A 19,305-nucleotide genomic window follows, 5' to 3' on the forward strand; every position below is an offset into this window, starting at 1 on the left:
GACCCGGCAGCCCTCGTCAGGCGGCCGGCTCGGCCGGAGGTGCGGCGCGGCGGGTCTGGGTACGGACCGCACCCATGCTCGCCGCGATGACCAGGGCGATCGCCGCCGCCTGGGGCGCGGTCAGGGACTGGCCGAGGACCAGGAAACCGGCGGTCGCCGCGATCGCCGGCTCCAGGCTCATCAGGATCGCGAAGGTGGAGGCGGGCAGCCGGCGCAGGGCGAGCAGTTCCAGGGTGTAGGGCAGCACCGAGGAGAGCATCGCCACGCCCGCACCCAGCCCGAGGGTTGCCGGTACGAGCAGTTTCGTGCCCGACTCGGCGATCCCCAGCGGCACGAACAGCACCGCGGCGACCCCCATCGCCAGCGCCAGTCCGTCGGCCTGGGGGAAACGCCGTCCGGTACGGGCGCTGAAGACGATGTACGCCGCCCACATCGCGCCCGCCCCGAGGGCGAACCCGACCCCCGCCGCGTTCAGTGCGCCGAAACCGCCGCCGCCCAGCAGGAAGACGCCGGCCAGGGCGAGGCCCGCCCAGAGAAGGTTCACCGCGCGGCGGGAGGCGAGCACGGACAGGGCCAGCGGGCCGAGGACCTCCATGGTCACCGCGAGGCCCAGCGGGATGCGGTCCACCGCCTGGTAGAAGAGGCCGTTCATCGCGGCCATGGTGATGCCGAAGACCACCACCGTGCCCCAGTCGGCACGCGAGTGCCCGCGCAGCCGGGGCCGGCAGACCACCAGCAGGACGAGGGCCGCCACGACTAGCCGCAGGCTGACCACGCCGAGCGCGCCGGCCCGCGGCATCAGGGTCACCGCGAGCGCCCCGCCGAACTGCACGGAGATGCCTCCGGCGAGCACCAGCCCCACCGGCCCGAGGGAGCCGCGACCGCCCGGCCCGCCGGACGCCGACGGCACGCGGTCCGGTGCGGTCGCGGCCGGGACCGGGGAGGAGGGGGCGGCGCTGGCGGGGTTCACGGGGCCTTCCAGGGGACTCGACGCGATCTGTGCAGCGTGCTGCACTCAGGAGTCCAGAGTAGTGGACTCGGTCAGGTGTGTGAACCCTGGACGACCCTGTCCCGGGAGGACCGGGCGGGCTCAGCCCTCCTGCCCGTGCCACCCTTCCCGGAATCCGTCCTGGAGCCCGTCAGGGAAGGGGTGACCCTGGGGATGGGGCGCCCAGGTGTACGACTCCGGGGGCACGCCCCCCTCCGGGCCCGCCGTGACACCACCGAAGCCCCGGTACCACTGGGCCGCCCAGCCGCCGGCCGGGTATCCCTCCGCCCCTGCGTACCCCACCGGCCCCGCCGGGGGTGCCGCCCCCACCGGCTCGGTGAACAGCGGCAGCCGCAGCTCTCCCGTGTCCATCAGCGCGTTGTTCTGCGACCGGTGCAGCCGGGAGTAGGCCCCGCCGCGGGCGAGCAGCTCCTCGTGCCGGCCCGTCTCGACGATCCGGCCCTGGTCGACGACGAGGATGCGGTCGGCGTCCGGCGCCAGATTCAGATCGTGCGTGATCATGATCGTGGTCCGGCCGGTCATCAGGCGCCGCAGCGGTCTGACGACCCGGCGGGCGGCCATCGCGTCCAGACCGGTCGTCGGCTCGTCCAGGACGAGGACCGGCGCGTCGCGCAGGATGGCGCGCGCGATCGCCAGACGCTGGAGCTGGCCGCCGGACAGCCGTGCCGAGTTGGGGTCGATCCTGGTGTCGTAGCCCTCCGGCAGCTTCACGACGAAGTCGTGCGCGTCCGCCGCCCGCGCCGCCTCGACGATCGCCCCCTCGCTCGCGCCGGGTCGCCCGCAGGCGATGTTCGCGCGGACGGTGTCGTGCAGCACGAGGGTCTCCTGCGGCAGCAGCGTGACGTACTCGCGCAGCCGGGCCAACGGGAAGTCGCGGACCGGGGTTCCGTCGAGCAGGACCGTGCCGGAGTCGGGGTCGTAGAAACGCAGCAGCATCTTGGAGACGGTGGACTTGCCGGCGCCGCTCGGCCCGGTGACGATCACCAGCTCACCGGGCCGGACGGCGAAGGACAGTCCGTCCAGGGCCGCCTTGTCCGTACCGGGGTAGCGGAAGGACAGCTCCCGTACCTCCACGGCGCCGTCGGGCCGGCCGACCGCGGTGTTCGGGGAGGGCGCCGGGTCGGCCACCGAGGGCCGTACATCCAGGATCTCGATCAGCCGCTCGGCGCCCGCCGTGGCCGCCGTGACCGTCAGTCCGAGCTGGGCGAGGCCGCGGACGGGCGGGTAGAGATAGCCGAGGAAGGCGGCGAAGGCGAGGAGCTGGCCGAGGGTCATACGGCCGGTGGAGATCTCCCAGGCGCCGATGCCGATCACCGCGAGCACGCATACCGTCTCGATGACCTGCACGAGCTGCTCGTACGCCTCGTTGAGCCGCGTCGAGCGGACCGAGGCGCGGAACCAGGCGTTCGCCTCCTCACGCAACCGCCTGCGCTCGGCGTCCCTGCGGTCGTAGGCCTGGGTCAGGACGATGTTGCCGAGCGACTCCTCCACCACGGAGGTGATCGCGCCGTCGGCGACCCGGCCCTCACGGGAGACGTCCTTGATGGAGCCGGAGAAGCGGCGGGCCGCCAGCCAGAACAGGGGCGCGAGGACGAAGGTGGCCGCGGCCAGGTCCCAGCGCAGCCAGAACGCGGCGGCCGCGTAGAAGAGCGCGCTGAACGCCGCCGACGCCGCGCCGACGAGACCGGAGACGACCATCGTCTCGATCGCCTCGACGTCACTGGTCAGCCGGGACAGCAGGTCGCCCTGCCGGTGCCGTTGGAAGAAGTGCGGCGGCAACTGCTGTACGTGGTCGAAGACATGCTCGCGCAGCCGCATCACAAAGCGTTCGGTGGTCCAGGCGGCCAGCGAGTTGCCGGCGTACGCCACGATCGCGCCGACCACCGCGATCCCCAGCCACTTGGCGGCCGGGTCCCAGAACGCGCTCAACGAGCCGTTCTTCAGGGCGTGGTCGGTGAGGTCGCTGAACAGCAGGACGGCCTCGGTCTCGGCGAGCGCGGACAGCACCGTGCACACCCAGACGGCCACCAGCCAGCCCCGCAGCCCCTTGGTGAGGGGCCAGAAGCGCCGGAAGGCGGTACGCGCGGGGATGGCGGGGGTCCGGTCGTACTCGTCGTCGTCCGTGTACGCGTGCTCGTACTGATCCGTACCGGTCATGTCCACCAGGCTCTGTCATCCGCATTGGCCGCCCCTGGGAATTCCCTCGGTACAAGCTGTGAGATGCCGCCGGGAATATTTCCGGGAAATGCCGAAGAGGGCCGACTGTGCACCGTCGGCCCTCTTTTTCAGGAATGTGTCAGCGGTCCCGGCCGGGCAGCGGCTTGGGCAGCGGCTTCGGCTCGTGACGCTTCTTCGGCTTCGGCGGCGGCGGGGGCGGGAGCTGCTTCGACCTGGGCTTCGGGGGCAGCGGGGCAAGCTTCTTGAAGCTCATTTCGACTCCTTGAGAGTGGTGCTGTGCCATGGTGCGAGAATTCTCGGCGGACTGGGTCGGGAATTCCGGCTGTTCGCCTCGGGGATTCCCTCCGCGGCCCGACACGAAAGAACTTACACGCCCCTCCCGGCCCTCTTCGGCAAGAAAGAGCAAACGGGCCCTGTGAAAACCTTTGAAACGCCTGGCAGTTGCCGGAAGAACCTGGGCGTTCGTTGTAGTCCTGGGCCCTTCGCTGTGAGCTCCCTGGCCGAGGCGTCAACGACGACGCCTGTGTCGCTGCGGTGAGCGCGGCGGAGTGGCTCCACTGCCTGGCGTCGCCGTGCCGCACGGCCGCCGTGACGAAGGCGGCGAAGGCCTCCGGGGTGACGGTGAGGGCTCCGGCCGCAGGGTTCTTGGGGTCGCGGATGGCTATGTGGGGGGGCGAGGCCGACGATCTCGATGCAATCACCGCCGCTGCTGCCGCTGTATGACGACTTACGCCACAGTGCACGCGTCAGGTCAGGCTTGCTCCCCATGGCGTTCCTCCATCACGCGGGCGATCAGGGCCGCCGACTTTCTCGGGGAGACGTCCAGCCGCTCGGAGAAGTCCCGCTGTGGAACCTTCGCCGCCGTCTCGATCTGGCCGATCAGTGACCTGATGCAGAAGACGACGGACCCGAGCTGCGCCAACGTGAATCCCGCTGCCTCCCGTGCCCTGCGCAGCTCGTAGCCGTAGCAGTCCAATGGCGACGCACTCAGGTCGAGTTCACGGCTTCGCACGCCGACCGCCCCACTCACTGAGAGTAGCCATAGCCGCACACAGGGATGGTGGCATGTGGAAAGCAAATCGATGCAAGCACGCTTGATTGTTTCCTGGCCCCCTGCCATGCTCCTCAGCGCACCGCCACGCACGCCGTAGTCCCCGGAGGGGAGCGCATCGTGTCCGACGCATCGTCAGTGATCGACGATCTGGGCCGGGAGAGCGAGGAACTCGACCGGCTGGTCGCCGAGTCGGGGGAGGAGCGCTGGGCGCTCGCCACGCCCGCCCCGGGCTGGACCGTCGCCCACCAGATCGCGCATCTCGCCTGGACGGACCGCGCCGCGCTGCTGGCCCTCACCGACGCGGAGGGGTTCGCGACGGAGGTGGAGAAGGCGCTGCGTTCGCCCGACACCTGGGTCGACGAGGCCGCGTGCGAGGGCGCCGCGCAGCCGCCCGCACGACTGCTCGCCGAGTGGCGCACCGGACGGGCGGCCCTGGACCGGGCCCTGCGCGCCGCCCCGCCCGGCAGCCGTTTCCCCTGGTACGGCCCACCCATGTCCGCCGCCTCCATGGCAACGGCCCGGCTGATGGAGACCTGGGCGCACGGGCAGGACATCGCCGACACGTTGGGTGTGGTGCGAACCCCCACCGACCGGCTGCGGCATGTGGCCCGCATCGGGGTGCGGGCGCGTGACTATGCCTACTTCGTCAGGAAGTTGAGCGCGCCTGGCGAGGAGTTCCGGGTGGAGCTGGTCGCACCCTCCGGGGACGATCTGTGGACCTACGGCCCCGAGGACGCCGCCCAGCGGGTGACCGGCCCGGCGCTGGACTTCTGTCTGCTGGTCACCCGGCGCGCGCACCGGGCCGACCTCGCGGTGCGGGCCGAGGGCCCGGACGCCGACCGCTGGCTGGACATCGCGCAGGCCTTCGCTGGCCCGCCCGGCGCCGGACGCCCGCCGAAGGGGGACGCCGCGTGACGCCGCTGCGGATAGGCAACGCCTCCGGATTCTACGGAGACCGCTTCGACGCCCTGCGCGAGATGCTCACCGGCGGCCCGCTCGACGTCGTCACCGGCGACTACCTCGCCGAGCTGACGATGCTGATCCTCGGCCGCGACCGCCTGAAGAACCCCGCCGGGGGCTACGCGCGCACCTTCCTGAGCCAGTTGGAGGAGTGCCTCGGCCTCGCCCACGCGCGCGGGGTGCGCATCGTGACGAACGCGGGCGGACTCAACCCCGCCGGACTCGCCGACGCCGTACGGGAGCTGGCCGGCCGCCTCGGCATCCCCGTGCGCGTGGCCCATGTCGAGGGCGACGACCTCACCGCCGCGTTCCCTCAAGGTCTCGACCCCGCTCGACCCGGGGGGACCCCCATGGGCACCCTCGCAGCCCACGCCTACCTCGGCGGCCAGGGCATCGCCGCCTGTCTGCGCGAGGGCGCCGATGTCGTGGTCACCGGGCGCGTCACGGACGCCGCGCTGGTCACCGGGCCTGCCGTCGCCCACTTCGGCTGGGGACCCGAGGAGTACGACCGGCTGGCGGGCGCCGTGGTCGCCGGACACATCCTGGAGTGCGGGACACAGGCCACGGGCGGCAACTACTCCTTCTTCGCCGAGCACCCGCCCGCGCTGCGGCGCCGCCCCGGCTTCCCGCTCGCCGAACTCCACGAGGACGGCAGCAGCGTCATCACCAAGCACGACGGCACCGGCGGTGTCGTCGACCTCGGCACGGTCACCGCGCAGCTGCTGTACGAGACGGCAGGCGCCCGGTACGCGGGTCCGGACGTCACCGCCCGCCTCGACACGGTCCGGCTCACCCAGGAGGGACCCGACCGGGTACGGGTCGAGGGCGTGCGCGGAGAGGCGCCGCCCCCGACCCTCAAGGTGGGCCTGAACCGGCTGGGCGGTTTCCGCAACGAGGTCACCTTCGTGCTGACGGGGCTCGACATCGAGGCCAAGGCCGCATACGTGAGGGACCAGATGGAGGCCGCCCTGGAGGCGGCCAAGTCCCGGCCCGCGCAGGTCCGCTGGGACCTCGCGCGTACCGATCGTCCCGACGCCCCGACCGAGGAGACGGCGAGCGCCCTGCTCCGGCTGGTGGTGCGCGACCCCGCCCAGGAGGCGGTGGGCCGGGCACTCAGTGGTGCCGCGATCGAGTTGGCGCTCGCGAGCTACCCCGGCTTCCATGTGGTCGCCCCACCCGGAAAGGGCTCCCCCTATGGGGTTTTCGAGGCCGCCTACGTCGACCGGGATGCCGTCGGCCATACGGCGGTGCTCCATGACGGTCGGCGGATCCCGGTGCCGGGGGTCCCTGTGACCCGCGTACTCGACGACGTACCGGAGCCGCCCCTGCCCGAGCCGGGGCCCCCGGGTCCGGCCCGGCGCGCGCCGCTCGGTCTGGTCGCCGGGGCCCGTAGCGGTGACAAGGGCGGGAACGCCAACGTCGGGGTGTGGGTGCGTACGGACGCCGCTTGGCGGTGGCTCGTCCGGGCGCTCACCGTCGACCGCTTCCGCGCACTCCTGCCGGAGACGGCCGGACTGCCCGTCGCACGGCACGTCCTGCCGAATCTGCGTGCCCTGAACTTCGTCGTCGAGGGGCTCCTCGGCGAGGGCGTCGCCGCGCAGCACCGCTTCGATCCGCAGGCCAAGGGCCTGGGCGAATGGCTGCGCGCCCGCCACCTGGACATACCGGAGGACCTGCTGTGACCGTCCTTGCCTCGGCCCTGGACACGGGCGGCCCGGAGTACCGGGCCAACCGCGAGGCCATGCTCGCCAAACTCGCCGAGCTGGACACCGAACACGCCAAGGCACTGGCGGGCGGCGGCGAGAAGTACGTGGAGCGGCACCGCGGACGCGGCAAGCTCCTCGCCCGTGAGCGGATCGAGCTGCTCCTCGATCCCGACACCCCCTTCCTGGAGCTGTCGCCGCTCGCCGCCTGGGGCAGCGAGCACACGGTGGGTGCCTCGCTCGTCACCGGGATCGGGGTCGTCGAGGGCGTCGAGTGCCTGATCACCGCCAACGACCCCACCGTGCGCGGCGGCGCCAGCAACCCGTGGAGCCTGAAGAAGGCCCTGCGGGCCAACGACATCGCGCTGGAGAACCGGCTGCCCTGCATCAGCCTGGTGGAGTCCGGGGGCGCGGACCTGCCGTCCCAGAAGGAGATCTTCATCCCGGGCGGCGCGATCTTCAGGGATCTGACCCGGCTGTCCGCCGCCGGGATCCCCACCGTCGCCGTCGTCTTCGGCAACTCCACCGCCGGAGGCGCCTACATCCCCGGCATGTCCGACCACGTGATCATGGTGAAGGAGCGGGCCAAGGTCTTCCTCGGCGGACCCCCGCTCGTGAAGATGGCCACCGGCGAGGAGAGCGACGACGAGTCCCTGGGCGGCGCCGAGATGCACGCGCGCGTGTCGGGCCTCGCCGACTACCACGCCGTGGACGAGCAGGACGCCCTGCGCCAGGCCCGCCGGGTGGTCGCGCGCCTCAACCACCGCAAGGCGCACCCCGATCCGGGGCCCGCCATCCCGCCCGAGTACGACGAGGACGAACTCCTCGGGATCGTGCCCGGCGATCTGAAGGTGCCCTTCGACCCGCGCGAGGTCATCGCCAGGATCGTCGACGGCTCCGACTTCGACGAGTTCAAACCGCTGTACGGCAGAAGCCTGTGCACCGGGTGGGCGGCCCTGCACGGCTATCCCGTCGGGGTGCTGGCCAACGCCCAGGGAGTGCTGTTCAGCGAGGAGTCGCAGAAGGCGGCCCAGTTCATCCAACTGGCCAACCAACGCGACATCCCGCTCCTGTTCCTGCACAACACCACCGGCTACATGGTCGGCAAGGAGTACGAGCAGGGCGGCATCATCAAGCACGGCGCGATGATGATCAACGCGGTGTCCAACAGCCGGGTCCCGCATCTGTCCGTGCTCATGGGCGCCTCGTACGGGGCCGGGCACTACGGCATGTGCGGACGGGCGTACGACCCGCGCTTCCTGTTCGCCTGGCCCAGCGCCAAGTCCGCCGTGATGGGCCCCCAGCAGCTCGCCGGCGTCCTGTCGATCGTCGCCCGCCAGTCCGCGGCCGCCAAGGGCCGGCCCTACGACGAGGACGCGGACGCCGCCCTGCGCGCGATGGTGGAGCAGCAGATCGAGTCCGAGTCCCTGCCGATGTTCCTGTCCGGGCGGCTGTACGACGACGGGGTCATCGACCCCCGCGACACCCGCACCGTGCTCGGCCTGTGCCTGTCCGCGATCCACACGGCGCCCTACGAGGGTGTCCGTGGCGGGTTCGGCGTCTTCCGGATGTGAGGCCCCGTGATTGATTCCGTTCTGGTGGCGAACCGCGGCGAGATCGCCTGCCGCATCGTCCGTACCTGCCGTGAGCTGGGCATCCGCACGGTCGCCGTGCACTCGGACGCCGACGCTGACGCGCTCCACACGCGCGTGGCCGACGCGGCGGTACGGCTGCCGGGGTCGGCGTCCGTGGACACGTATCTGCGCGGCGACCTGATCGTGCGGGCGGCGCTCGCGGCCGGCGTCGATGCCGTGCACCCCGGGTACGGCTTCCTGTCCGAGAACGCCGGCTTCGCCCGCGCGGTGCTCGACGCGGGCCTGACCTGGATCGGCCCGCCGCCGGAGGCGATCGAGGCGATGGCCTCCAAGACCTGCGCCAAGAAGCTGATGGGCCTGGAGCCCCTGGCCACGGTCACCGCCGACGACCTGCCCGTCCTGGTCAAGGCGGCGGCCGGCGGCGGTGGACGCGGTATGCGCGTCGTACGGGACCTGGCCGGCCTGGATGCCGAGCTGACCGCCGCGCGCGCCGAGGCCCTCGCCGCCTTCGGTGACGACGAGGTCTTCGTCGAGCCGTATGTGGAGGGCGGACGCCATGTCGAGGTGCAGGTCCTCGCCGACACCCATGGAACGGTGTGGACGCTCGGCACCCGCGACTGCACCCTCCAGCGGCGCCACCAGAAGGTGATCGAGGAGGCCCCGGCACCGGGCCTCACCCCCGAACTCTCCGGCTCCCTTCAGGAGATGGCCCGACGGGCCGCCAAGGCCGTCGACTATGCGGGCGCGGGCACCGTGGAGTTCCTGGTCGCGGACGGCCGGGCGCACTTCCTGGAGATGAACACCCGGCTCCAGGTGGAACACCCCGTCACGGAAGCGGTGTTCGGGATCGACCTGGTGGCGTTGCAGATCCGGGTCGCGGAGGGCGCCGCCCTCGACAGCGAGCCGCCCGGCGCGCGTGGCCACGCGGTCGAGGCCCGCCTCTACGCCGAGGACCCCGCGTGCGGCTGGGCTCCCCAGACCGGCACCCTGCACCGGCTCGCCGTGCCGGGCGCGCGTCTGGACACCGGGTACACCGACGGCGACACGATCGGCGTCCACTACGATCCGATGCTCGCCAAGGCCGTCGTCCACGCCCCCACGCGCGCGGAGGCCGTCCGGAAACTCGCGGGCGCCCTGGAGCGGGCCGAGATCCACGGCCCGGCGACCAACCGGGACCTGCTCGTACGCTCCCTGCGCCACGAGGAGTTCACGGCGGCCCGTATGGACACGGGCTTCTACGACCGCCACCTGACCGCGCTGACCGAGCCCGCCCCTGACCCGTACGCGCCGCTGGCCGCCGCCCTCGCCGACGCGCACGGCCGCTCACGGTTCGGCGGCTGGCGCAATCTGCCGTCCCAGGAGCAGGTCAAGCGGTACCTCATGGCGGGCGAGGAGTACGAGGTGCGCTACCGGCACACCCGCGAGGGCCTGACGGCCGACGGGGTGCGGGTCGTGCACGCGGACGCCCGGCTCGTGATCCTCGAAGTGGCCGGGGTGCGGCGGAAGTTCGGGGTCAGCCGGTACGGCGACCAGGTGTACGTCGGTGTCACCGCCCTGACGGCCCTGCCCCGCTTCCGGGACCCGGCCCCCGACCACGCCCCCGGCTCCCTGCTCGCGCCGATGCCGGGAACCGTCGTACGCGTCGCCGAGGACCTGGCCGTCGGATCGGCCGTACAGGCCGGAGAGCCCCTGCTCTGGCTGGAGGCGATGAAGATGGAGCACAAGATCACGGCGCCTGTCACCGGAACGCTCACGGCCCTGCACGCGACCCCCGGCCGGCAGGTGGAGGTCGGCACCCTGCTCGCCGTCGTACAAGCCCCTTGACCATCCTCCGAGGAGGCCCCATGACCCCCGTCGCAGAAACCGAAGAGCACAAGGCACTCCGTTCCGCCGTCTCCGCCCTCGGCAAGCGCTACGGCCGCGACTACCTCGCCACGGTCGTCGCCGAGGGCCGCCACCCCACCGAACTGTGGGCCGAGGCCGCCAAGCTCGGCTATCTCGGTGTGAACCTCCCGGAGGAGTACGGGGGCGGAGGCGGCGGCATCGCCGAACTGTCCATCGTGCTGGAGGAACTGGGCGCCGCGGGCTGCCCCCTCCTCATGCTCGTCGTCTCGCCCGCGATCTGCGGCACCGTGATCGCCCGCTTCGGCACGGCAGAGCAGAAGCGGCAGTGGCTGCCGGGCCTCGCGGACGGCACCCGCACCATGGCCTTCGGGATCACCGAACCCGACGCCGGCTCCAACTCCCACCGCATCACCACCACGGCCCGCCGCGACGGCACCGACTGGGTCCTCAGCGGCCGCAAGGTGTTCATCTCCGGCGTCGACATCGCCGACGCGACCTTGATCGTCGGCCGCGCCGAGGACGCCCGCACCGGGAAGCTCAAGCCCTGCCTGTTCGTCGTCCCGCGTGAGACGCCCGGTTTCGAGCGGCGCCAGATCGACATGGAACTCAGCAGCGCGGAGAAGCAGTTCGAACTGACCCTGGACGAGGTACGGCTGCCCGCCGACGCCCTCGTCGGCGACGAGGACGCCGGGCTGCTCCAGCTGTTCGCCGGTCTCAACCCCGAACGCGTCATGACCGCCGCCTTCGCGATCGGCATGGGCCGCTACGCGATCTCCCGGGCCGTCGAGTACGCGCGCGACCGTACCGTCTGGAAGCAGCCCATCGGCGCCCACCAGGCAATAGCGCATCCGCTCGCCCAGGCGCACATCGATCTCGAACTGGCCCGGCTGATGATGCAGAAGGCCGCCTTCCTGTACGACTCCGGGGACGACATCGCCGCCGGGGAGGCCGCCAACATGGCCAAGTACGCCGCCGGGGAGGCCTGTGTGCGGGCCGTCGACCAGGCCGTGCACACCCTCGGCGGCAACGGCCTGACCCGCGAGTTCGGACTCGCCTCGCTGATCACGGCCGCACGCGTGTCCCGGATCGCGCCCGTCAGCCGGGAGATGGTCCTCAACTACGTCTCCCACCAGAGCCTCGGCCTGCCGAAGTCCTACTAGGCCGCGCCAGGCCGCGCGAGCCGACACCGAGTCGCACGTACCAGGAGGAGCCATGTCCGTCCGTGTCGCCGACCACCGGGGCATCACCACCCTCACCCTCGATTCGCCCGGCAACCGCAACGCCCTCTCGGCCGGGCTGGTCCAGGGCCTGACGGACGCGCTCACCCGCTGCGGCGAGGACCACGACGTACGCGCCGTGGTCCTCACCCACACCGGCAACACCTTCTGCGCGGGGGCCGACCTGCGCGACCCGCCGCACCCCGACGCACTGGTCGGGCTGCTGCGGCAGATCGTCGAGCTGAGCACGCCCGTCGTCGCCCGGGTGACCGGGCACGTCCGGGCGGGCGGCCTCGGTCTGCTCGGCGCCTGCGACATCGCGGTCGCCTCCACCGACGCCACCTTCGCCTTCACCGAGGTCCGCATCGGTGTGGCCCCCGCCGTGATCTCCCTGCCCCTGCTGCCCCGCACGGACCCCCGTGCGCTCGCCCGCTACTACCTCACCGGCGAACGCTTCGACGCCGCCGAGGCCGTGCGCACCGGACTGCTCACGGCCTCCGGAACCGACGCCGACGAGGTCCTCGCGCCCGTGCTCGACGGACTGCGCCGGGCCTCACCCCAGGGCCTGGCCGAGACCAAACGGCTGCTCACGGCTACTGTGCTGGAGACCTTCGACCGGGACGCGGCCGACCTGACCGCGCTCTCGGCCCGGCTGTTCGGCTCCCCGCAGGCCCGCGAGGGGATGACGGCCTTCCTCGAGAGACGGGATCCCGTATGGGTGGTGTGAGCACGGCCGACCGCGTCCCCAAGCAGGACCGCAGCAGGGCCACCCGGCAGCGGCTCCTGGAAGCGGCGGTGGCGTGCCTCGCCGAACGCGGTTGGTCGGGCTCCACCGTCTCCGTCGTCGCCGAACGCGCGGGCGTCTCCCGCGGCGCCGCCCAGCACCACTTCCCGACCCGCGAGGACCTGTTCACGGCGGCCGTCGAGTACATGGCCGAGCAGCGCTCGACGGCGGTACGGGCGCTGTTCCCGGAGGGCGCCGCCGACCGGCGCTCGGTGGTCGCCGCCCTTGTCGACCTCTACACCGGGCCGCTGTTCCGCGCCGCCCTGCATCTGTGGGTCGCCGCCTCCAGCGAGGAGCAGCTGGGCCCGCGGGTGACGGAACTGGAGGCCCGCGTCGGCCGGGAGACCCACCGCATGGCGGTCGACCTGCTGGGCGCCGACGAGTCCCGGCCAGGGGTGCGGGAGACCGTACAGGGCCTGCTGGACATGGCCCGCGGCCTGGGCCTCGCCAACCTCCTCACGGACGACGCCGGCCGCCGGGAACGGGTGGTGGCCCAGTGGGGGGCACTGCTGGACGAGGCACTGGGCCAGGGCCCGGGAGGGTGAACGGCGAGGCACCGGGCCGAGACCCGGAAGTGTGACGGAAGAGGCACCGGGAGTCCGGTCGGAGGGCGTTACCCTGGGCCCATGCTTCCGATGCTCGTTCGACGCCGACACGTGGACTACGTGCGCGTCACGAGCATGGGCTGTCGGCGCTCTGCCTGATCCAGCCCCGTTCTCTGCGTTCTCCCGCGCATCTGCGCGTGCTCCTACGCCTTACGCCCCTTCCACCCGGCACCCGGGCACCGCCGACACCCCAGGCGGCCGTTCGGGCCCCGTACACCCCGCGGACGCACCCATGACCCACACGGCCACCCACCCGTCGCACCAGACCTCGCAGCGGCAGCTCCCGATCATCGACCTCTCCGCGGCCGACCGCGGCCCCGAGGCCAGAGCGCTGTTCCGTGCGCAGCTCCACAGCGCCGCCCACGACGTGGGCTTCTTCCAGCTCGTCGGGCACGGCGTCACCCAGGCCGAGACCGATGCCCTGCTCGGCGCCATGCGGTCCTTCTTCGCGCTGCCCGAAGCGGACCGCCTCGCCCTCGACAACGTCAACTCGCCCCACTTCCGCGGCTACACCCGCATCGGCGACGAGCGCACCGGCGGTGCCCGCGACTGGCGCGACCAGCTCGACATAGGCGCGGAACGACCCGCCCACGTGCCGGGACCGGGCGAGGCCCCCTACTGGTGGCTCCAGGGCCCCAACCAGTGGCCCGCGGCCCTCCCCGAGCTGCGCACCGCGACCCTCGCCTGGATCGACCGGCTCAGCGGGGTCGCCGAACGGCTGCTGCACGAGCTGCTCACCGCGATCGGCGCGGACCCCGCCTTCTACGACTCCGTCTTCGGCGACCGTGCCCACCCCCACCTGAAGCTCGTCCGCTACCCCGGCAGCGCGGGCGACGGCGCCGACCAGGGCGTCGGCGCACACAAGGACTACGGCTTCCTGACCCTGCTGCTGCAGGACCGGGTCGGCGGGCTCCAGGTGCAGCGCGAGGACGGGCTCTTCCACGACGTGCCGCCGCTGGACGGGGCGTTCGTGGTCAACCTGGGCGAACTGCTGGAGGTGGCCACCAACGGCTATCTGCTGGCCACCAACCACCGGGTCGTCAGCCCGCCCGGTGCCACCGAGCGGTTCTCGGTGCCGTTCTTCTACAACCCGCGCCTGGACGCCCGGGTCGAGCCGCTGCCCTTCCCGGGCGCCTCGACCGCGCCCGGCATCACCGCCGACCCGGCCAACCCGCTGTTCGCCGAGTACGGCTACAACGAGCTCAAGGGCAAGCTCCGGGCCCACCCCCGCACCGCCGAACGCCACCACGCGGCCCTGCTCACACCGGCGTGACCCCGGCCGCCGGGACGCCGGCGGCCGAGGGCGTGATTCCGGCAGGCCTCAGCGGGTCATGTCCGCGTAGCCCTCGATCTCCTGGGGGCCGCGCGGGCCGGGGCCGACATAGCGGGCCGAGGGGCGCACCAGACGGCCCGTGCGCTTCTGCTCCAGGATGTGCGCCGACCAGCCGGCCGTCCGGGCGCAGGTGAACATCGAGGTGAACATGTGCGCCGGGACCTCGGCGAAGTCCAGGATGATCGCCGCCCAGAACTCCACGTTCGTGGCGAGGACACGGTCGGGGCGGCGGCTGTGCAGCTCCTCCAGGGCCGCCTTCTCCAGCGCCTCCGCGATCTCGAAGCGCGGGGCACCCAGCTCCCGGGCCGTGCGGCGCAACACCCGCGCCCGGGGGTCCTCGGCGCGGTAGACGCGGTGCCCGAAGCCCATCAGCCGCTCGCCCCGGTCCAGGGCCTGCTTCACGTAGGCCTCCGCGTCCCCGGTCCGCTCGATCTCCTCGATCATGCCGAGCACACGGGAGGGCGCACCGCCGTGCAGCGGCCCGGACATGGCGCCCACGGCGCCCGAGAGCGCGGCCGCCACGTCCGCGCCCGTGGACGCGATCACGCGGGCCGTGAACGTGGAGGCGTTCATGCCGTGCTCGGCGGCCGACGTCCAGTAGGCGTCGACGGCCGCGACATGCTTGGGGTCCGGCTCGCCCCGCCAGCGGATCATGAACCGCTCGACGATGGAGTGCGCCTTGTCGATCTCGCGCTGCGGCACCATCGGCAGCCCCTGGCCGCGGGCCGACTGGGCGACGTACGACAGCGCCATGACGGCCGCGCGGGCCAGGTCGTCACGGGCCTGCTCCACGTCGATGTCCAGCAGTGGTTTCAGGCCCCAGACCGGGGCGAGCATGGCGAGCGCCGACTGCACGTCGACCCGGATGTCACCGGAGTGCACCGGGATCGGGAACGGCTCGGCGGGCGGCAGTCCGGGGTTGAAGGCCCCGTCGACCAGCAGCCCCCAGACATTGCCGAACGAGACGTGGCCGACCAGATCCTCGATGTCGACGCCCCGGTACCGCAGGGCACCGCCCTCCTTGTCGGGTTCGGCGATCTCCGTCTCGAACGCGACGACTCCTTCGAGCCCGGGTACGAAATCGGACATCAGGCGGCTCCTCGTGATGTGTGCGGATGTGGCCGGCGGGATTCCCACCGACCCCGGTCCACGGCCCGTCGGGACGGACTCAGGCCGTGCACTTCGGTTGCGGGAAAGGGGTGGCCGCCCCGGTTCCACGGTCCTTCACGGTCGTATCCGAAGACTCGCGGTCCAAAACGGTCACTCCGGTGATGCCCCGATCGGCAGGCGGTCACCCCATCCGAACGGCACCAGCACGATATCCCCGAGTGCCACCTTTGGGGAGAGCATGCGGCACTCAGTGCCACGCAGTGATGAACCACACCCCCGCCGCAAGCCGTGCCCCATACGGCAAGATGACGGCGTGACCGACCGCCGCCCGGACGAACCGGCACCCGAACCCGCAGCTGAAGGCGGATCCGAACCGCCCGCCCGGCCCTCCGCGGAGGCGCTCCGCGCCGCCGAGGCCGCCGCCGCGGCCGCGGACGCCGCGGAACCCGTCCTCGAACCCATCGTCGAACGCGCGGCCGAAGGCCCCGCCGAGGACCTGGCCCACAACCCCGCCGAGATGCGGGCGCACTACCGCGCCGAGGGGCTCGACGAGTCCTCGCTCGCCGCCCACCCCATGGACCAGTTCGCCCACTGGTTCAAGCAGGCCGCGCAGGCCGCCGTGGCCGGGATGATCTACGAGCCGAACGCGATGATCGTCTCCACGGCGGACGCGGACGGCCGTCCGAGCTCGCGCACGGTCCTCATGAAGCAGTACGACGCGGAGGGCTTCGTCTTCTACACCAACTACGACTCCCGCAAGGCCCGGGACCTCGCGGCCAACCCGCACATCTCGCTGCTCTTCCCCTGGCACCCCATGGCCCGCCAGGTCATCGTCACCGGCACCGCGCACCGCACCGGCCGCGACGAGACCGCCGCCTACTTCCGCACCCGCCCCCACGGCTCCCAGCTGGGCGCCTGGGCCAGCGCCCAGTCCTCCGTGATCCCCACCCGGGACGAGCTGGACACCGCCTACGAGGAACTGGGCGCCCGCTACCCCGAGGGCTCCCAGGTCCCGGTCCCGCCGCACTGGGGCGGCTTCCGCATCGTCCCCGAGACCGTCGAGTTCTGGCAGGGCCGCGCGAACCGCCTCCACGACCGCCTCCGCTATGCCGTCCAGCCCGACGGCGCCTGGCGGGTGGAGCGGCTCAGCCCCTGAATCCGCCCCGGACGCAGACGACCCGCGAGCTCTGGTCCCTCCGCCTGACGGCGGAGAAGCCGGCCGGACGTACCGGCGAGCTCGCGGGTCGGGTGACTGCGTTGGATTAGGCCGGCTGCACGTATCTCGCACGCGCTGGTCCGGCACCGCACCGAGTGTGGTGACGGGCCACTAGCCCGCAGCCACCTCCGACGTCCGGTGTGCATACATGCTCCGAACCACCTCCTTTCTTCGGTGCTCCCCACCCTAAGAACCCCTTCGCCACCGATCAACAGCTTTTTTCCGGGAGCCTTTTTCCGGAGCCGCGCGGACGCACGTCCGCGGGCCCGCCCGAGCCGGGGCGAGGATTTCCTCGAATTCTTTCCGGAAGGGCATGTGGGCTGGGTCACGTTCCAGTTGAATGTGAGGAAGCGAGGGGACGAGCGCCGTACGTACGGACGCAGCAGCCTGCAGGGGGTTCAGGTGAGTGCTTCCCGGCGTAGGGGGACCACGGACGAGCTGGGGCCGGGCGAGCCCGGCCGGGACGGTTCCGATCTTCTGGCCGCCCTGCTGGACGGGATGGACGCGGCGTTGTGCGCCTTCGACGCCCAGGGGGTGGTCACCCACTGGAACCGCGAGGCCGAGCGGATTCTCGGCTGGTCCGCCGCCGAGGCCGTGGGGCGGCACGGGTTCGCCGGCTGGGCCGTGCGGAGCGCGGACGCCGCCGAGGTCGAGGCATGGCTGATGTCCGCGATGCGGGCCACCGGGCGTCAGGTGCACGAGTTCGCGCTGCTCACCAAGGACGGCGGGCGGGTGCTGGTACGGACCCAGTCCGCGACGGTGCGGGGGCCCGACGGGAAGCCCGCCGGTGTCTACTGCGCCTTCAGCGAGGTCCATACGCAGATCGACCTGGAGCGGTCCATCGCGCTGAGCGAGGCCCTGTTCGAGGACGCGAGCTGGGGCGTGGTGCTGGTCGACGCGGATCTGCGCCCGGCCGTCGTCAACGCCCACGCCGCCCGGGCGCTCGGCACCGGCCGCACGGCCGTGCTGGGGCGGCCGCTCGGCGATCTGCTGACGCAGGGCGTCGAGGAGCTGGAGAGCGCGCTGACCCATGTGCTCGCCGAGGGCGCCCCGCCCGCGCCGGCCGAGATGTGGGTCAGCGTGCGCACGACCGACGGCGAGAAACGGCGGTGCTGGCGCAGCGGGTTCGTACGGCTGGCCTCCCCGCTCGCGGAAGAGCCGGTACCGCTGGGCGTGGGATGGCTGTTCCAGGACATCACCGAGGCGAAGCAGGCCGAGCAGGAGGCGGCGCTGCTGCGCTTCCGGGCCAACCAGCTGCACCGCGCCGCGCGGGCGGCCGTCGAGTGCGAGGACCCGCTGGAGGCGGCCGTCGTCCATCTGGACTTCGCGCTCGCCGGATTCGCCGATCACGCGCTGGTCGACCGGGTGGCGGGCGGCCCGGTGGCGGACGCGGAGGGTCCGATACGCCTGGTACGGGCCGCCGAGACGCCGTCCGGGGCGCCCGGGCCCAGCCTGCTCGCCGGAAAGGCCGGACTGCCCGTCCGCTACAAGGAGGGCCACCCCGCCCTGCAGTGCGTGGCACGCGTCGGCTGCGTGCGGGCCGGAGCGGGTGCCGCGGACCCTGAGCAGGCGCGGGAGTGGGCCCTCGCCCGGCAGTGGCCCGCGGACGCGGTGCACGCGCTGTGCGCGGTGCTCCGCAGCCGGGGCCGGACCCTCGGCGTGGTGACGTTTCTGCGGGGCGCCGGGCGCACCCGGTTCGAGCGCGCCGACGCGGTGTACGGGGAGGACGTGGCGGTACGGATCGCCGCCGCGCTGGACCTGGCCGACCTGGTGGAGAGGGCGCCGTAGCCGCTTCGCAGGGCCTAGCTCTGCTGGTAGAAGATCCGGTCGCGGTACTCCCGCAGGATCCGCCCGTTCCACTCGTGGCCGCCGTCGACGTTCCCCGACCTGAGCAGCGGCGGTTCGACGCCGCGCTCGGCCAGCGTGGCCGCGGCCGTGGCCATGACCGCCTGGAGCAGCGCCGTGGTGACGACGGTGGAGGCGGGGGCGAAGGGCGCGGGGATGGTGTCGAGGGTCAGCTCGGCGTCGCCCACCGCGATCTTCGAGTCGAGGACGAGGTCGCAGTGGTCCCTGAGATACGTACCGGAGGAGTGCCGCGACTTCGTTTCCGAGGCGTACGCCACCGAGGTCACCCCGATGACCTTCACCCCGAGGGCGCGGGCGGTCATGGCCATCTCCACCGGGAGCGCGTTGCGGCCGGACAGGGAGATGATCACCAACAGGTCCCCGGAGCGGAGCGGGCCGGCCTCGATGACCGCGCTCGCCAGGCCGTCGACCCGCTCCAGCGCGGAGCCCAGGGTGGCCGGCATGACATCGACGCCCACGACGCCGGGGACCGTGAGCAGGTTCATCAGGGCGAGGCCGCCCGCGCGGTAGACGAGGTCCTGCGCGGCCAGCGAGGAGTGCCCGGCGCCGAAGGCGAACAGCCGGCCGCCGGAGACGACGGTGTCCGCGATCAAGCGGCCCGCCGCCGCGATCGGCTGGGCCTCCTCGTCCCGCGCCCGCCGCAGCAGCCCGATCGCCGCGTCGAAGAACCGCTCGGCCGGCGTGCCCCCGTGCCCGGGCTCCCCGCCCCGTGGTTCCCCGGCCTTCGCCTCCTCGCCGCGCGCTTCCTCGCCCCTCGGCCTCTCGCTCATCTCAGGCGCCCCTTTCGAAGTCTTGGTGGATCGGTGGATCGGCGGATCGGCGGATCGGCG

General features: G+C 72.5%; 15 protein-coding genes and 3 pseudogenes. 10 read left to right on the forward strand and 8 right to left on the reverse strand.

Going from position 1 to position 19,305, the window contains the following annotated elements; translation table 11 throughout:
- Positions 1 to 16: 16 nt before the first annotated feature.
- The 6 genes and pseudogenes from AB0L95_RS04660 to AB0L95_RS04685 all read right to left on the reverse strand — a co-directional run.
- Positions 17 to 970 (reverse strand): EamA family transporter, encoded by a 954-nt coding sequence (locus AB0L95_RS04660; protein ID WP_365156883.1) that lies wholly within the window; start codon positions 968 to 970, stop codon positions 17 to 19.
- 120 nt (positions 971 to 1,090) lie between these two features.
- Positions 1,091 to 3,166 (reverse strand): ABC transporter ATP-binding protein, encoded by a 2,076-nt coding sequence (locus AB0L95_RS04665; RefSeq protein WP_365156886.1) that lies wholly within the window; start codon positions 3,164 to 3,166, stop codon positions 1,091 to 1,093.
- A 139-nt stretch (positions 3,167 to 3,305) separates the two neighbouring features.
- Positions 3,306 to 3,440 carry a hypothetical protein gene (locus AB0L95_RS04670; RefSeq protein WP_365156889.1) on the reverse strand — a complete coding sequence of 45 codons (135 nt, stop codon included), beginning with the start codon at positions 3,438 to 3,440 and terminating at the stop codon, positions 3,306 to 3,308.
- 367 nt (positions 3,441 to 3,807) lie between these two features.
- Positions 3,808 to 3,888: pseudogene (locus tag AB0L95_RS04675) on the reverse strand (hypothetical protein); the annotation flags it as partial.
- A gap of 4 nt (positions 3,889 to 3,892) precedes the next feature.
- Positions 3,893 to 3,955: pseudogene (locus tag AB0L95_RS04680) on the reverse strand (DUF397 domain-containing protein); the annotation flags it as partial.
- A gap of 52 nt (positions 3,956 to 4,007) precedes the next feature.
- Positions 4,008 to 4,199, reverse strand: a pseudogene (locus AB0L95_RS04685) (helix-turn-helix domain-containing protein); the annotation flags it as partial.
- Between the two features lie 159 nt (positions 4,200 to 4,358).
- Here AB0L95_RS04685 and AB0L95_RS04690 point away from each other — a divergent pair.
- The 8 genes from AB0L95_RS04690 to AB0L95_RS04725 all read left to right on the forward strand — a co-directional run bounded on the left by AB0L95_RS04690 (position 4,359) and on the right by AB0L95_RS04725 (position 14,223).
- Positions 4,359 to 5,156: a TIGR03084 family metal-binding protein gene (locus AB0L95_RS04690; RefSeq protein ID WP_365156891.1), complete on the forward strand. Its 798-nt coding sequence runs from the start codon at positions 4,359 to 4,361 to the stop codon at positions 5,154 to 5,156.
- Complete coding sequence (locus AB0L95_RS04695) at positions 5,153 to 6,883, forward strand: acyclic terpene utilization AtuA family protein (RefSeq protein WP_365156894.1); 1,731 nt, start codon at positions 5,153 to 5,155, stop codon at positions 6,881 to 6,883. The genes AB0L95_RS04690 and AB0L95_RS04695 overlap by 4 nt, the downstream gene beginning before the upstream one ends.
- A complete protein-coding gene (locus AB0L95_RS04700; RefSeq protein WP_365156897.1) occupies positions 6,880 to 8,478 on the forward strand; it encodes a carboxyl transferase domain-containing protein in 1,599 nt (532 codons plus the stop codon). Before AB0L95_RS04695 ends, AB0L95_RS04700 begins: the two co-directional genes overlap by 4 nt.
- A 6-nt stretch (positions 8,479 to 8,484) precedes the next feature.
- The gene (locus tag AB0L95_RS04705) at positions 8,485 to 10,323 is read left to right on the forward strand and encodes a biotin carboxylase N-terminal domain-containing protein (RefSeq protein ID WP_365156900.1); all 1,839 of its coding nucleotides are present in this window, start codon (positions 8,485 to 8,487) and stop codon (positions 10,321 to 10,323) included.
- A gap of 20 nt (positions 10,324 to 10,343) precedes the next feature.
- Positions 10,344 to 11,504, forward strand: a complete 1,161-nt coding sequence (locus AB0L95_RS04710; RefSeq protein ID WP_365156902.1) for an acyl-CoA dehydrogenase family protein — start codon at positions 10,344 to 10,346, stop codon at positions 11,502 to 11,504.
- Between the two features lie 52 nt (positions 11,505 to 11,556).
- A complete protein-coding gene (locus AB0L95_RS04715) occupies positions 11,557 to 12,288 on the forward strand; it encodes an enoyl-CoA hydratase family protein (RefSeq protein ID WP_365156905.1) in 732 nt (243 codons plus the stop codon).
- Positions 12,276 to 12,890: a TetR/AcrR family transcriptional regulator gene (locus tag AB0L95_RS04720; RefSeq protein WP_365156907.1), complete on the forward strand. Its 615-nt coding sequence runs from the start codon at positions 12,276 to 12,278 to the stop codon at positions 12,888 to 12,890. The genes AB0L95_RS04715 and AB0L95_RS04720 overlap by 13 nt, the downstream gene beginning before the upstream one ends.
- A gap of 292 nt (positions 12,891 to 13,182) precedes the next feature.
- Positions 13,183 to 14,223, forward strand: coding sequence for a 2-oxoglutarate and iron-dependent oxygenase domain-containing protein (locus AB0L95_RS04725; RefSeq protein WP_365156910.1), 1,041 nt, complete (start codon positions 13,183 to 13,185; stop codon positions 14,221 to 14,223).
- A gap of 48 nt (positions 14,224 to 14,271) precedes the next feature.
- Here the strand turns inward: AB0L95_RS04725 and AB0L95_RS04730 are convergent, their stop codons facing one another.
- Positions 14,272 to 15,372: a citrate synthase 2 gene (locus AB0L95_RS04730; RefSeq protein ID WP_365156913.1), complete on the reverse strand. Its 1,101-nt coding sequence runs from the start codon at positions 15,370 to 15,372 to the stop codon at positions 14,272 to 14,274.
- Positions 15,373 to 15,910: 538 nt separating this feature from the next.
- Between AB0L95_RS04730 and pdxH the strand changes: the two genes are divergently transcribed.
- Positions 15,911 to 16,549, forward strand: a complete 639-nt coding sequence (gene pdxH, locus AB0L95_RS04735; protein WP_365157739.1) for a pyridoxamine 5'-phosphate oxidase — start codon at positions 15,911 to 15,913, stop codon at positions 16,547 to 16,549.
- A 462-nt stretch (positions 16,550 to 17,011) separates the two neighbouring features.
- On the forward strand, positions 17,012 to 18,397 hold the full coding sequence (locus tag AB0L95_RS04740) for a PAS domain S-box protein (protein WP_365156915.1): 1,386 nt from the start codon (positions 17,012 to 17,014) through the stop codon (positions 18,395 to 18,397).
- Positions 18,398 to 18,411: 14 nt separating this feature from the next.
- Here AB0L95_RS04740 and AB0L95_RS04745 read toward each other — a convergent pair whose 3' ends face one another.
- Positions 18,412 to 19,245 (reverse strand): SIS domain-containing protein, encoded by an 834-nt coding sequence (locus AB0L95_RS04745; protein WP_365156918.1) that lies wholly within the window; start codon positions 19,243 to 19,245, stop codon positions 18,412 to 18,414.
- Between the last annotated feature and the right edge of the window lie 60 nt (positions 19,246 to 19,305).

Source organism: Streptomyces sp. NPDC052036 (assembly GCF_040680495.1).
Lineage (GTDB): Bacteria > Actinomycetota > Actinomycetes > Streptomycetales > Streptomycetaceae > Streptomyces.